The organism is Geoalkalibacter ferrihydriticus DSM 17813, assembly GCF_000820505.1.
GTDB lineage: Bacteria > Desulfobacterota > Desulfuromonadia > Desulfuromonadales > Geoalkalibacteraceae > Geoalkalibacter > Geoalkalibacter ferrihydriticus.
The window spans coordinates 458,066-472,476 of sequence record NZ_JWJD01000003.1; the positions used below are offsets into that span (position 1 = coordinate 458,066).

11 protein-coding genes are annotated in these 14,411 nt (G+C 57.4%); 4 read left to right on the forward strand and 7 right to left on the reverse strand.

Annotated features, from left to right (window positions below):
• Positions 1–40 precede the first annotated feature (40 nt).
• The 4 genes from GFER_RS11045 to GFER_RS11060 form a co-directional block, all read right to left on the reverse strand.
• Positions 41–997: a WD40/YVTN/BNR-like repeat-containing protein gene (locus tag GFER_RS11045; RefSeq protein ID WP_040099433.1), complete on the reverse strand. Its 957-nt coding sequence runs from the start codon at positions 995–997 to the stop codon at positions 41–43.
• Between the two features lie 90 nt (positions 998–1,087).
• Positions 1,088–2,449 carry a DUF1329 domain-containing protein gene (locus tag GFER_RS11050; protein ID WP_040099435.1) on the reverse strand — a complete coding sequence of 454 codons (1,362 nt, stop codon included), beginning with the start codon at positions 2,447–2,449 and terminating at the stop codon, positions 1,088–1,090.
• A 16-nt stretch (positions 2,450–2,465) separates the two neighbouring features.
• The gene (locus tag GFER_RS11055) at positions 2,466–4,280 is read right to left on the reverse strand and encodes a DUF1302 domain-containing protein (RefSeq protein WP_052446298.1); all 1,815 of its coding nucleotides are present in this window, start codon (positions 4,278–4,280) and stop codon (positions 2,466–2,468) included.
• A 124-nt stretch (positions 4,281–4,404) separates the two neighbouring features.
• The gene (locus GFER_RS11060) at positions 4,405–4,623 is read right to left on the reverse strand and encodes a hypothetical protein (protein WP_040099437.1); all 219 of its coding nucleotides are present in this window, start codon (positions 4,621–4,623) and stop codon (positions 4,405–4,407) included.
• Positions 4,624–5,252: 629 nt separating this feature from the next.
• Between GFER_RS11060 and GFER_RS19360 the strand changes: the two genes are divergently transcribed.
• The 3 genes from GFER_RS19360 to GFER_RS11075 all read left to right on the forward strand — a co-directional run bounded on the left by GFER_RS19360 (position 5,253) and on the right by GFER_RS11075 (position 9,528).
• Positions 5,253–7,160 (forward strand): choice-of-anchor V domain-containing protein, encoded by a 1,908-nt coding sequence (locus GFER_RS19360; protein ID WP_161807403.1) that lies wholly within the window; start codon positions 5,253–5,255, stop codon positions 7,158–7,160.
• Between the two features lie 335 nt (positions 7,161–7,495).
• Positions 7,496–8,059, forward strand: a complete 564-nt coding sequence (locus GFER_RS11070; RefSeq protein ID WP_040099439.1) for an SH3 domain-containing protein — start codon at positions 7,496–7,498, stop codon at positions 8,057–8,059.
• Positions 8,060–8,220: 161 nt separating this feature from the next.
• Complete coding sequence (locus GFER_RS11075) at positions 8,221–9,528, forward strand: mechanosensitive ion channel family protein (RefSeq protein ID WP_074669527.1); 1,308 nt, start codon at positions 8,221–8,223, stop codon at positions 9,526–9,528.
• Positions 9,529–9,550: 22 nt separating this feature from the next.
• Here the strand turns inward: GFER_RS11075 and GFER_RS11080 are convergent, their stop codons facing one another.
• Positions 9,551–10,720, reverse strand: coding sequence for an endonuclease/exonuclease/phosphatase family protein (locus tag GFER_RS11080; RefSeq protein WP_161807404.1), 1,170 nt, complete (start codon positions 10,718–10,720; stop codon positions 9,551–9,553).
• A gap of 134 nt (positions 10,721–10,854) precedes the next feature.
• Positions 10,855–11,052: a CsbD family protein gene (locus GFER_RS11085; RefSeq protein ID WP_040099444.1), complete on the reverse strand. Its 198-nt coding sequence runs from the start codon at positions 11,050–11,052 to the stop codon at positions 10,855–10,857.
• 606 nt (positions 11,053–11,658) lie between these two features.
• On the opposite strand from GFER_RS11085, the gene GFER_RS11090 reads away from it, so the two are divergent.
• Positions 11,659–12,075, forward strand: a complete 417-nt coding sequence (locus GFER_RS11090) for an SgcJ/EcaC family oxidoreductase (RefSeq protein ID WP_139172099.1) — start codon at positions 11,659–11,661, stop codon at positions 12,073–12,075.
• Positions 12,076–12,653: 578 nt separating this feature from the next.
• Here the strand turns inward: GFER_RS11090 and GFER_RS11100 are convergent.
• Positions 12,654–14,273 (reverse strand): ShlB/FhaC/HecB family hemolysin secretion/activation protein, encoded by a 1,620-nt coding sequence (locus GFER_RS11100; protein WP_200889316.1) that lies wholly within the window; start codon positions 14,271–14,273, stop codon positions 12,654–12,656.
• Between the last annotated feature and the right edge of the window lie 138 nt (positions 14,274–14,411).

The window sequence follows — 14,411 nt, forward strand, 5'->3', positions numbered from 1 at the left end:
AGGAAACGAAAACGAATGCAAATGACCTGCATATTTTCAGTCAATCGGCAGGCGTGGGGGACGCAGGCATTGCGATCCGGTCAACGCCGAATTCTCCGACACCAAACACGCTTCCGTCATCCATCTGCAGCAAAGCGGAGAGTCCCTGGCGATCGGGTCGCAGATGAAATGCGAAGCTGGCGCCGCCGTCATCACTGATGAGAAGCGCCCCGGCAAGGCCGGCAATCAGGATGCGGCCATCAGCAAGTATCAGCGCATTATTCAACGTGGCCTGGGTGCCGCTGTCGATCTCCTGCCAGGATTCTCCAGCATCATCGGAGCGGAACAGGTGGCCACGCAGGCCAAAGAGCAGCAGGCTTTTGCCGTTGAGAGGCAGAACGCCGAAAAAAGATCCCTCATAGGGCGGGTAGCGTTCGTCCCAGGTTTCTCCGCCGTCTCGCGAGCGATAGAAATTGCCGGCCTCGGCGGCGATATAAAGAATGTCCCGGCCGACTGCCATTTTGTTCAGATGATAGTCGTGCTCGCTTATCCAGCGCGAATCCCAAGTTTCTCCACCATCCTCAGTCTCAAGGAAAGCGCCGTAGGCGCCGATGACAAAACCTCTTTGATCATCCGTGAACCAGACATCCAGCAGCGGACTTTCGGCCTCAGGATCAGCGTACATCAATTGCCAGGACTCACCGCCATCGACGGTCTTGAGGATGACCTGATCATGGCCGACCGCCCAACCGAGTTGTCGGTCTTGAAAATGCACCGCCGTCAAGGTGGCGCGGGTCGGCACTCTGACCTGATGCCAGCTTTGCCCTTTGTCTTCCGATCGCAGAATATGACCGCGTTCCCCGACGACCACTGCCAGGCCCTCGACAGATTGGCCATCGAGCAGCAGCGAGCGCACCGCAAGGGGAGCCTGAATGGCGTATTGCGTATCACCGGCCGGAATTTTTAAGGGTGAAAGGGTCATGATCAGGAAGAATACGAGACAAGAAATCCGGCGCATACAGGCTCCGAAAGTACACACATGAAAACGGCCGGATCAGGGACCCGGCCATTTTCATGGTCGTTTTCATCCGGGCAAGCCGGATGGTCGTTAGCGGGTTCCGCCCCGGCGTAAGGCGCCGGGAGCAAAGTCAGACAGGCTGGGACGAACATCGAAGTTGAACATGGTGCTCTCGTTGTTGAGCCCGACGGCCAGGTAGCGCCCGGATTGCAGGTCGGTGTGGACCTCAAGGGTCGTCCACAAGGTCGGTACCTCATAATAATTAATGACATGCCCCTCGGAGACGCGCCAGAGCTGATCACGGTTGTCGTAGATATCCACGGCCAGAATCTGCCAGCTGTCTTCATCGACATAAAAGGTGCGGCGTTTGTACAGATGCCGCGCCCCGTCCTTCAGGGTCGCGTCCACCACCCAGACCCGATGCAGTTCGTAGCGCAGGTGCTCGGGATTGACGTGCAATGGGGTCAGAATGTCGGAATACTTCAGGCGATTGCTATGAAGTTTATAGGAGTTGTAGGGCACATAAATTTCTTTTTTGCCGACCAGCTCCCAGTTGTAGCGATCGGTCGCCCCGTTGAACATATCGAACTGGTCGTTGGTACGAATGCCGTCCGAAGCCGTGCCCGGATTGTCGTAAGCCACATTGGGGGCACGTCTGACGCGGCGCTGGCCGGGATTGTACACCCAGGCGGAGCGCGGTTCTCTGACCTGGTCGAGGGTTTCATGCACCAGCAGGATTTCTCCGGCCAGGCGGGCCGGCGCAGTCACTTCCTGTTTGAAAAACAAAATCCGGTTGCCCAGTTCCTCCTCGGTGATGCCTTCTTTGGCGTAGAGCAGAAAATACTCTTCCTTGAACTGCACAAGAGTGTAGTTGCCGCCGCGGGTTACAGCGGCCTGGGCAATGCGCCGCTGGGCAGCTTCACCGCGAAAACGCAGCAGGTGGTTCCAGATGACTTCAATCCCCGATTTGGGAATGGGGAAGGGGATGCCAACGACCGCACCGGCGACGCCATCGCCATCGTTGACCAGACGCGCGGTGGCGGCCACTTCGCGCGTCGCCTCATAGATGCGCTGGGGCACTGCGGCGCTGCGGCGGGTTGGATAGACGTTCATGTGGAAACTGGGATAGGTTTCCAGCATGGCTTTGTGGCCGACGGTCAGCTTGTCGGCGTGTTGTCCCATGTTCTCCGCAGTAATGGTGAAGAGGATGGCATCATCGGCAAAAGGATCGGGGTGATGGTCGCCCTTCTGGTACCCCGCGGGCGGCGCGGTCAGGCCGCCGGTCCAGGGAGGAATGGTTCCGTCTGCGTTACCGGCCTTCTCGGCACCAAGAGGGGTCAGATCATTGCCAAGTCGCGCGATTTCCTCAGGGAGCAACTGTGCCGAAGCAAAACTAGCAACCCCAAGCACCAGAAAAAGGGCTCCCAGTAAACGAAAGGTTTGTTTGAACATGAGGTTCCCCCTATTTCTAGAATGAATACTTGATGTTGGCGGCGATGATGTCACGATCATTGATCAGATTGTAGCGTCCGGCACCGAAGAAATTGGTGTAGCTCAAATCGGCACCCCAGCGCAGCTGGTAATCCGCACCGATGCCGAAGGTGATGGCCTTGCGGCCCTCAACAAAGTTGCCGCCTGGGCCGGGCGTGGTGCCCTGCACGTCGTGCTGCCAGGCAATGCGCGGCGAGAGGGTGACGGCGCCGATGGCGTTGTTGTAATCGAGACGTCCCACCATGCGATATCCCCAAGACGTAGAGTCGGCAAAACGGCCGGCGGGTTCGACCTCATCAAAGTGAAAGCCCTTCAGCGCCTCATTGCCGCTGATCGGTGTGCCGGGCGCTTCCAGGCGCAGTTCAGATTTTTTAGGCATATTGCGCACATAGGTCATACCGACTTCGCCAATCAGGACAAATTGATTGGCACCGAACGTCGGCCCAAACAGTTGAGTGGCTGTGGATTGAACCTGAATCACATCGCGACGGATGTAACCGGGGATTTCAGTTTCAAAAGGAATCAGCCCCAACTGACCAAACTCGGCCAACGGCGCAACAGGTGTGTTGCCGGGGCTCAGGTTGTCGATGGCACCCAATGCGGCAAAAAGCAACTCGATATCATCGATCTGCAAAGGCACGCCTCTGCGATAGGAGATTTCACCCTGTAGGGCAATGCCTGATGTGGGAAGCAGAGTATTGAAGCTTGCGCCATAGAGCTTGATGTTTTCCGGGTAGCTGGTGAAATACTGCGCCGTTTCTGCATAGGTGCGCCCCTCGGGATCGACTCCGGCGGCAGCAGCGGCGGTACCGGTTGTCGCATTGAGGACCGGAAGGCGGCTATGATAGTTGATGTAATAAAAACCAAATTCCGTGTCATTCAGAGCAGGAGCATAAATCCGCATGGCCAGGCCGAATTGCCCGGAATCAGAGGCTTTACGCGTTGGACCCCGGGTCACGACCTGGCCGCTGGATGGGTCGGCGGTATCCGGGACATCCCCGAAGCCGAGCATGACCCGATGACCTCCATCACCCACGAAGTCGGCGGTACTCCAGTAGGAGCCCGGCGGATCGATTTCCGTCTCCCTCCAGTCGTAGAGGTAGAAACCTTCAAAGGTGGTGTTCATCGTCGGGCTGATGGATCCCCACACCATACCTTCGGGAACCAGGGCTTCCCTGACCTCTGACCCCGGAAGTCGGATAGCGTTGACGTTGATCGGGTTGATGACATTGATGCCGTTCTGAATGAAGGTGCTTTCCCCCCAATTCACCACCTGCTCGCCGACACGAATCTGTGCGGGCATGTCTCCCACATCAAAAGAGCCCCACACAAAAGCATCGAGCAGGCGAAGATCCTTACCCACCAGATCTTTGGCTTCGCTGCTCAGAGGGGTTTTTTCCCTGCTTCCCTCCATGTTTTCAAAATCATAGAAGCCGGTACCGCGCAGGAAAATGCCCATATCGCGACGATAATTGAGCGCCAGTTCCGAAGTCGCCTTGACGACATTGCTGACCAGTCCCTTTCTGTAGTTGAGATTGCCGTCGTCATAATTGACCGATCGGGCCGTTCCGCCATTGGCCGTGCCGATCAAACGCTGGTCACGGTCCTGAACGCGCCACATCAGGCCATAGGACAGGGTTGTATCCAGGCTGCCGGTCCAGTCTCCCTGGCCGAATTCAAAGGAATGCGCAGGCCCAGACGCCATCAGAAAGAGAGCCAAAGCCCCTGCGGTCAGCAGTTTGAATAACCTTCGGAAGCATTTTTGTTTTTCAGGAATTTGTCGTTGATTCATAGCGCCACCCTCGGGGCAAAATAATAATCGACAATCGCTTCAATTCGGCCTTGTTTACTCAGCCACCGCTTCATTGCTGATGAAAACAGTTGCACCATCGGTCGCGACAAAGGTCGCCATGGCTTCATGCATGACGGTTGTCGCTGCCGCAGAGGGTGACGTCCACGCTGTTTGTAAAAAGAAGGTTGGTAGGGAAAGGCAGTATTCCCTCGGTGAGATCAAAATGTGCGGTAAATCCGCTTCGATCGATATTGAGTTCGGCATCAATATCCTTGTTGTCGCTACCGCAGGCCGGCAGTAGCAAATATCCCGTAAGGGCCAACAGCCAGAATAACCTGCGCATCGTCTCTTTCTCCTGAATAGTAATTCATGAAGAACGTCTACTGCCGGAACCTGAGCCGCCAACCAATGGTTTCTGATACCTTGGAGAAAGCGATCATGTCAACATATTAAAAAACCTGATTATCACTGATCTTCCGCCGGGCACAGTTTGACATATTGTGACAAGGTGCGCCTTGTTGGTCTGAGTTATCCCGCAAGCATATCCTGGTACGGTGCGCCCGCAAGCGCATTCAGCGGCACCAGTGAGTTACGCTTGTCCACGCCTTTGCTTGGACCCGGAAAGCGGCTTAGGGCGGCCGGTGCCGGTGTCCGACTTGCATGGGGGCAAACTTCTGATAACATGCCTTGCATAGCCGTTTTACGGAAACGAACGAGGAAATGCACGCCTGCCACCATGCTTCCTCTGCGCGAAGAATCGTCGAATATGTTTTTCACCTACGATTTAAAGGGCACACCACGGGAAATCCCCCCCATCGTCTCAGTTATTTTATGCATTCGACGGCGTGCGCATCATCCGTGTGAAAGGAGGTGAGAAAAAAAGGCGGCACCAGAGTCCGGGGGGATATGCATGCGCTCGGCCGAGCCAGTGGCCGGAGCCTGCCTACACATGTGAAAGGGAGGATAAGAAGAATGCAAGGACCAATAGCTTTTCTCTTGCTGTTCATGGCGACGCTGGGCTTTGCGATGCCCGGTACGGCCTTGGCTTTCAGCGGCGGAATTTCCGGCTATTCCGGCAACCCGGCGACCAATGGCGGGGCAACCTGCACCCTGTGCCACAGCGGAGGTATAGTCCCATCCGTATCCCTCAGCGGACCGAATTCGGTGGCCCCAGGCTCGACCCACACCTACACCCTCACCATCAGCGGCGGCCAGGAGGTCGCCGGCGGCCTTGATGTCTCCGTTACGGGAGGAATGCTGACGGTCTCCGCAGCCGGCACCAAGCTGCTGAACAACGAAATCACGCACACGGCCTCCAAGCCCGCCGCCAACGGCGAGGTGACCTTTAGTTTCGATTGGACCGCACCGGTCAGCGGCTCCGTAACCATGTACGCCGCCGGCAATTCGGTGGACGGGCAAAGCGGGGCCCAGGGCGACAACTCTGCCGCGACGCAACTCAGCATCGCCGTCGAGACGATGGGCAATCAGCCGCCGACGGCCGACCCCGCTGGACCCTACAGCGGTGCGGTGGGCGAAACCATTACCTTCGACGGGTCGGGGTCCTCGGACGCCGACGGCTTCATCGTCGCGTACGACTGGGATTTTGGTGATGGCAACAGCGGCACGGGCGTTAATCCCATTCACGCATTCACCATGGCCGGCAACTACACTGTCAGCCTCACCGTAACCGACGATATGGGGGCGACGGACACGGCCACCACCTCTGCCATGATCAACGGAGGCGTATCGCAGCCGCTGAACACGATGGAGAAACTGGGTAAGGCGTTGTTTTTCGACACCAACCTGTCGACCCCGAAAGGCCAGTCCTGTGCTGTCTGCCACGGGCCTGAAGCCGGCTGGACCGGGCCGTTGAGCGAGATCAACGCGCACGGCGCGGTCTACGAGGGCGCCAAGCACAACCGCTTCGGTAACCGCAAGCCGCCGAGTTCGGCCTACGCCACGCCCAGTCCCGTCTTCCACATGACCTCTCCGGGCGAGTTCATGGGCGGCAATTTCTGGGACGGTCGCGCAACCGGCGAAATCCTCGGCAACCCGGCTGCCGACCAGGCGCAGGGGCCGTTCCTGAATCCGCTGGAGCAGGCCAACCCCAACATGCAGGTCATCTGCCAGCGCATCAAACAGTCACGGTTCGCCGAGGAGTTGGTGGGAGAGAGCTACGCCGCTCTGTTCGCGCAGGTCTTCGGCCCCGGCTCTTTTGATTGCCGTCCAAGAAACCTGCAGGCAACCTACGACTATGTCGGCCTAGCCATTGCCGCCTACGAGGGCTCCAGCGAAGTCAACGCGTACAGCGCAAAGTTCGATGCCTGGCAAGCCGGCATGGTCGAACTGACCGAGCAGGAAATGATGGGTTGGCAGTTGTTTAATGGCAAGGCGCTGTGTTCCGTCTGCCACCTGACCACCCCGGGGCCGAACGGCGAGCCCCCGCTTTTCACCGATTTCCGCTACCACAACCTGGGTGTCCCGAAAAATCCCGAGAACCCCTTCTACACCCAGCATAAAAAATTCAACCCCGATGGCGAGAACTGGATTGATCCGGGCCTCGCAGGATTCCTTGAGACCCGGCCCGAGTACCAGGAATTCGCTGAGCAGAATTACGGCAAGCACAGGACGCCCACCCTGCGCAACGCAGACCTGCGTCCCGATGAGACTTTCGTGAAGGCCTTCATGCACAACGGGGTCTTCAAGAGTCTTGAGGAGGTGGTGGCGTTCTACAATTCGCGCGACACGGGCATGTGGCCGCCGCCCGAAGTCGACCAGAACCTCTCGCCGCTGCTGGGAGATCTGGGGCTGAGCGCACAAGAGCAGGCAGCCCTCGTCGCGTTTATGAAAACGCTCAATGACGGCTTCATGTCTGAGTAATCGTCGAATGAAGGGCGGCTGAGTTCCGCCGGTAAATAAAAAAGAGGCGACCCTGGCAACAGGCGTTGCCTCTTTTTTATTTACCGACGCTGGGACAACCTCTCTCGAGTCTCTGGATGTAGCAGGAATTGCGGGAATGTGGACCATTCAGATTGGCGTCTTTCCGGGTTTTGGGCTAAAATTAAAAATTAGTTGCGCACGAATTGCCAATGTTGCGGCTTCGGCCTGCATGCCTGGCCAGAATACAGTGTTCACCTAACTGCTTAGTACGGGGTGATTAGACACGTATTGAAAATCAATTCTATCCCTTTTGGCTTAATCAAGGAGAGCGCATCATGTTCCGCCGTCTGTTTTTTCTGCTTCTTATCTGCCTTTTTCTCGATGCCGCCAGCGGTATAGCCGCAAGCGGCGATCGCCTTTATGTCACCGGTTCCAGTGTTAACGTGCGGTCGGGACCCGATACAAGTCGATCCGTTCTGATGCAGCTTGGGGAAGGGCATGAATTAACGGAAATCGAACGACGAAATGACTGGGTTCGCGTTCGCATCGCCTGGATTGGAGGCAGCGGCTGGGTCCATGACTCTCTGTTGACTTCGGAGGCGCCTGCCGATGCCGCCCAGGTGAGACCGCCTTCATACCACCAGTTTGTCCAGAATGTCGAACAGCTCAACCTGGAGATTCTTGACATTCTTGACGATGTTTTTTTCACCCGCGTTGCCTATCGAGGTGAAGGGAGCGTGGAATTGACGGCAACCCCTGCCTGGTTGTCTGCCCCCGAGGCGAATCGCCGCAGGGACGTTGAGGCGCTATATGGCTTGTGGACGGCTCATCACGGCGGTGATGAAAGTGCTCTTGTTATCGTCAATCCCCGTGGCGATCAGGTGACCCGGTATCCCTGATGTCTCGACAGAATCCGACGGCAACTGCTTGTCAGGGTTTACGCTATTGAATGATTGAAAGGTCGATTCGACGAAAATCATCTGCCAGGCATTTCCCCTCCCTTCACCCCGCCTTGCATCTGCTAAACTTTGCGTAAACGCCCGCCCAGGGGACATTACGAATGATCGAAAATCGCCCGCCGCAGAACCGAAGCTCCGCCTTGCGCAGGCGGCGTCCGCCCCGCCGTAGACGGCCGGGGGCGCGCCGCAACCCGGGCGATCCTCTGTCCGGAGCCCGGGGAAGGCTGCGCCGCTTCCGCCAGGCCACCCTTCTGGCGGTGGCCCTCACCAGCCTTCTGCTCATGATCATCGCCCCCTGGGAGACCGGGCTTGTCGACGGCGCCGAGGAGGGGATGGTCGTCACGGCCGCCCCCCTTCCCGGCGATTCGGCCGAAACCGCCCCCGGCGAAAAGCCTGCCGCTCAGGAGTCCGGCAATACCGAAATGGAAGGACCCCTCGGGCAGGCCGCCGCCGAAGAGGCGGCTCGCACGGTGCAAGTCCTGTGGGAAGGATTCTACGGCAATCTCCCCAAATTCGTCGTCGTCCTGGGTGTTCTTGCCGTCGCTTGGTTTCTGGTGTGCATCATCCGTCCCTTGCTTCGAAGGACGCTGCGAAGGTGGGAGCGGGCCAACGCACTGATCGCCCTCTTTGGCATCGGCGTCTGGCTTCTGGCGGCGGGGATCTCCCTGAGCGTCCTCGCGGGGGATATCCGGGCGCTGGTCGGCTCCCTCGGCCTCATCGGCCTTGCCCTCTCCTGGGCGTTGCAAACCCCCATCGAGAGCTTCACCGGGTGGATTCTCAACTCCTTCCAAGGATATTACCGAGTGGGGGATCGGGTGGCGGTGGGTGAGGTCTTCGGCGACGTCTACCAGATCGACTTTCTGACGACGACCGTCTGGGAAATCGGCTCGCCGGGGCGGGGAGGGTTCGTCCAGGCGGAACAGCCGACGGGGCGGCTCATCACTTTCCCCAACAATGAGGTGTTGGCGGGGACGGTGGTGAATCTGACCCGCGATTTTCCTTACGTCTGGGATGAGTTGACCGTGCCGCTGGCCAACGAATCGGATTTGGGGTACGGGATGCAAGTGCTGACTGGAGTGGCCGGGGAGCTTCTCGGAGTGCAGATGGTCGAACCGGCACGTCGCTACGGCGAAATCCTGCGCAGGGCTGGGCTGGAGACGGGGGTGCCGGGGGACCCCCAGGTCTTTCTAGCGATGAACGATTCCTGGACAGACCTCGTCATCCGCTATCTCGTCCACGCCCGGGAGCGTCGTACGTGGAAGAGCGAGCTGACGATGCGGGTCATGGATGAGCTGAAAAAGCCCGAGCACCAGGGACGGCTCATCAGCGTCTATCCGCGCAGGCAGCTTCAGTTCATCGGGCCGGACGGCAAAGCGGAGCCGGTCGATGCCGACCGCGACAGATCCTGATTCCACCCCTTTCTTTGCCTTGTCAGCCGTTAGACTTTCCTTTGTCGATAACCTCGTCAGCTTCTTGTTCATCGCCGGCGTCCGGCTGGGGTTCTTCGTCTGCCGCGGCAACGCCGGGATCGTAGTCGAGAACTACGAGCATGGGAAAGTGGTCGGATCCGATGTCGGGAAGGCGACGCAGCTCGACGAGAAGGAAATGTTTGGATGCGAAGACGTGATCCAGCGGATAGCGCATGAGGCGGCTTCTGGTGTCAAAGGTGTTGATAAAGCCCCGGCCCACCCGAGGGTCGAGCAAGCCTCCGATGCGCTGAAAAAGATGCGTGGTGTGCGACCAGGCCACGTCGTTGAAATCGCCGGCGACGATGACCGGAACGTCCCCCAGTTCACTTACCTCTTTGGCAACCAGCAGCAACTCTGCATCCCGCATATCGGTGTCTTCTCGCTCGCCGTCTTCGGCCTCATCTCCCTCGTCATTCTTGGCACCGCCGTCTTCCTCGCCTTCGGGGCGTTTTGCACCGGGAGGGCGTGGATGCACGCCATAGAGGGTCACGAGCGTTCCCGAACGGAGCCGCACCTGGGAGCGAAGCGACGGGATTTCCGGCTCAATCAAAAATCGGATCTCTGGATTCACCAGCTCTAATCGGGAATAAAGCAGCTTTCCGTAATGATTCTCCTGCGGATGCAATAGCGTGTAAGGATAGTCGTCTTCCAGGCCGTCGAGCTGTTCAAGCCACCACTGGGTTGGTTCGCTTAACAGAATGATGTCGGGATCGTTGTCGCGTATGAGGTTGCGCAGCGCTGCCACTTCCCGATTATCGTAGAGCACGTTGTAGATCAAAAGCGATATGCGGTTGGAATCGTCTTCGGCATGGCTGTCCGACATTTCCCTGGGATAAAACGCCGTGTAGGGAGCGATGGAAATGAGCTGCCAGACCAGCGCAAGTCCGACTACCGCAGCAAGCGCGTATTCCCACGGCCGCAATCGCCCGTAAGAACGCAACGCTACATAGCCTGCCAGCGTTAGCCCCAACAGCACGGCGATCTGTATGCGCGGAAAATCAAAGATACGTATCCACCAAGCGTCGCTGCGGAATAGCGGCACGGCAGTGCCGAAGACCAACGCCAACGAAAGCAGGCCCACAGCGACGCGGCAGAAGAAATGACTTGTTTTCCTTTTGGGTATTATTGACATGGAATAGCTTTGTACCGGCCCTGCAAAAGATGCCCTGCCCTTTGTCGCCTGGTATTGGAGTTGACACCCCATTCCGTGGGCATCGATTGAAAAAAAGGCGATCAGTGCAGATCGCCTTTTCAGGAAAAAACCCCTTAAGGTGTGCTGTTATACTTGTCCACTTCGCGCTCGGCCTCTTCTTTTGTTTTGCCATACCGTTCTTGGATCTTGCCGACCAGTTTGTCCCGATTTCCCTCAATGCGGTCAAGATCATCATCCGTCAGTTTGCCCCATTGAATTTTAATTTCGCCCTTTAACTGGTTCCATTTGCCTTTCATTTGCTCTTTGTTCATTGCGAGCTCCTTTGTTTCGGGTAATCAAATGTTTAAGGGGTGTTGCATCCTTAAGCCTGTAAAGATCTTATATCCGATTCGGTGACTTGCAACTATTCAACTTCTGTTTTTTCATTACAGACCTTTTAACAAAATTTCTGAATTCTGAAGTGGTTGAAATTTCATCCCTTTTGTTCGGCCCGCTAGTGTTCCGTGCGTTTATACAGATTCGCAGGGTCGGACCAAGCTAAGTATCCGGAAATAAACGAAAAGGTTTTTGAAATACCCCTTAAAATCAGGCCATGGGCCGATTTTTGAGGGTAAAATCAGCACGGAAGGCGAGGGGGGGATGGCAAGGGCAAAGCTATGGAGTCAATTTCACCCCAAAAAATCGACCCATGGCGGTAGAAAATGCCCATTTTTTGTATTAATTTTATATAGCTATCAGTAAGTTGGCTTGGTCCGACCCCGATCTGCCAATATGGTTGTGTTACGGGGAATTTTCATATAGGCTTTGCGCGGCACTTCAAATACTTCGCAAAGGAGGAAATATTCATGAAAAAACTTCTATTCATTTGGGTCGCAATTAATTTAATTTTCACGGGTTGTGCCGCCCACCAAGGCAAGATGGTCGGTGAGCAAGGGACATACACCGAGGTGTGCAAAGCGGTGACGGAGCAGGAAATCGCCGCGCTGTTTGATCGTTGGAATGCGTCGTTGCAAACGGGTGACCCGACCAAGGTCGTGCAGAACTATGCTGAACGCTCCATTCTCCTGCCCACGGTTTCAAATAAGCCCCGCCTCACCGTGGAAGAAAAGAAAGACTACTTCCACCATTTTCTGGAAGATCGACCTTCGGGCAGGATTGACATGCGAACCATCGAACTTGGCTGCAACACGGCGGTGGATGCTGGACTTTACACCTTCACCTTCGCCAAAACAGGGGCCTCGGTCAGCGGGCGTTACAGCTACACCTATCGTTGGAACGGCTCGGAGTGGCTCATTACCAGTCACCATTCCTCGGCTATGCCCGAGAAAGAATAGCCATCGTCACCAAAAAGACGGGGGGATATATCAGGGCAGGCCCACACCTTGATGGCCTGCGACGTCAACAGGAGAAAAATCGAAACGTCCATTCAGCCTGCTGCAGGTTGGTCTCCCTTGTCCTTGGTTGCGCAATTGGTGAATCCATACGCCCCCTGAGATAGCCAAGATGTCTCAATTACCCTTGGCCTGCGCAGCAGGGTCTCCCTGCTTGGCCTTGATCTGCTCTTCCAACTGCTTGAGGGCATGGCTCAATCCGTTGATAAAGTTCGGGGCCGTGAGCGCCGGCAAAATCAGGGTCGCCANCCTGCTTGGCCTTGATCTGCTCTTCCAACTGCTTGAGGGCATGGCTCAATCCGTTGATAAAGTTCGGGGCCGTGAGCGCCGGCAAAATCAGGGTCGCCACCTCAACCGGTTCGTTGTCGGGACCGTTCTGGGCCAGCTTGATACGCAGGTTGCCGTTGGACAGAGAGACGCTGGTAAAACCATCGGTAAAAATGTGCATGTGCTTGACTCCTTGATCGTCATTTAAAGGGGCGGCCTACGAGCCGCCCCCGAGGTTGACAGAGGTTTTTTGATCAGAACCGGTAGCCCACAGTGGCCCACAGGCGCGGGTTACGATCCTTGCTGTCGGACAGGGGCTCTCCGCCCCTGGTTCGCCAGGCCAGGGCAAGATCGGTGCTGAAGCCTTTGTAGGCGGCGCGCAACCCGATGCCGGCGCCGTCGATACGGCGGTGGTTGTCGGTCTCCTCGGAAAACTTGTTGATGCGCACATGGCCAAAATCATAGAACAGATAGGGACTGACCTGCTGGATCCGGTAGCGCAGTTCCACCTGGGTCAGAATGCCCTGGTCGCCATAGCCTTCGCCGCTGGGATAGGCGCGCACCCCATAGGCTCCGCCGACACCGAAATCCTCCGATGAATCCAGATTGCTGTCGCTTTTCTGTCCACTGACCCGGGCAAAGAAGGTCCAACTGTCGGTGATCTGCTGCAAGCGGGCGACATCGAGATTGATCTTGTGAAAGTTGCCCTGCGGACGATCGGCGACCCTGTCGTTGAATTTGACCCGCCCCTGCGTCCAGACGAGGCTGCCGTAGGTGATGCCGGCGCCCAGGAATCCGTCGCGATGATCAAACAGCAGACTGATGGGGACACTGTCGCTGTTGCGCCGGGTGCGCCCGGTCAGATCATCGTCGGTCAGGCGTTTGTGCTGATAGAGGATGCCGGCGCTGAGGTTGGTGCGTTGGGAGCGGACGAGCGGGTAGCTGAGCCCCGCGCTGGTGATCTGGGCGGTTCCGGTGCTCTCGGCGACGGAAAACTCCTTGCCCAGTTCATAGTCGGTATGGGCATAGCCCACCTGCGCCCGCAGCCCGGAGTAGCCGACGGGCACACTGTAGGTGGCCGAGCCCAACAGCAGGGTTTCGTTGGTGACCATGGTGCGCAGTTGCAATTGATCACCGACCCGCATCAAGGGATTGAGGTTTAACCCGAGGCGGGCGCGGTATTCGCCGGTGTAGCGGTTGCCGTGATTATCGACGGCGACATCTCCACTGTAACGTTTGTCAGGCTCGACGGTCACCAGCAGGTCACCGGTGCCGAGTTCCTGTCCGGGGCGGATCAGCGGAGCGGTGCGGATGCCGGGGAGATCATCCAGCAGCAGGGTGGTGCGCTCCAGCGGGGCGGAGGCTATCACCTCGCCTTCCTGTAGAGCGCCAAGCCAGCGTTGGGCCGTATCGGCGACGCGTTCATCTCCTTGGGCAAGAACTTGGCCATAGCGCCCCTCAACAATCTCGATCCGCAGCGTTCCGTCGCTCAGGGTCTGGGCAGGCAAAAAAGCGCGCGCGAAGGGATAACCCTTTTGCTGATAGAAGCTGGTGACCTGCCAGGCGATATCACGCAATCCGGCAAGGTCGTACTCCTGTCCCAAACGATCCGCAACGATGTCGGTTACCTGCTCATCGCTAAAGGCGCTGTGACCAGAGAACTCAAGGGTGCGCACCTCGGCCGTGGGGCCGCCGGGGGCGACGGGCTCCCGGGTCGGGGGGTCGATGACCAGGCCGTCACTGGGAGTCGGGGGCAGGGGGGGTGTTTGCAGCTCCTGCAGGATGCGCCCGGCATCGGGCGGGGTTTGGGAAAATGCGGGTTGAGCCACAACGAAAATCGCAAGGACAGCAAAAACACGAAGGGTGGATATCACGGCATAAAATCCTTTGTTTGCATTGGGCATTGTTAAACTCCAAGCTTTGTCCTGGAAACAAGCCCATCCCCGTCGAGCTGACCGACGGGCATGGCAGACTGATCGGCTAATGGGTTTCCCGGGACCTGTCACGGCCCA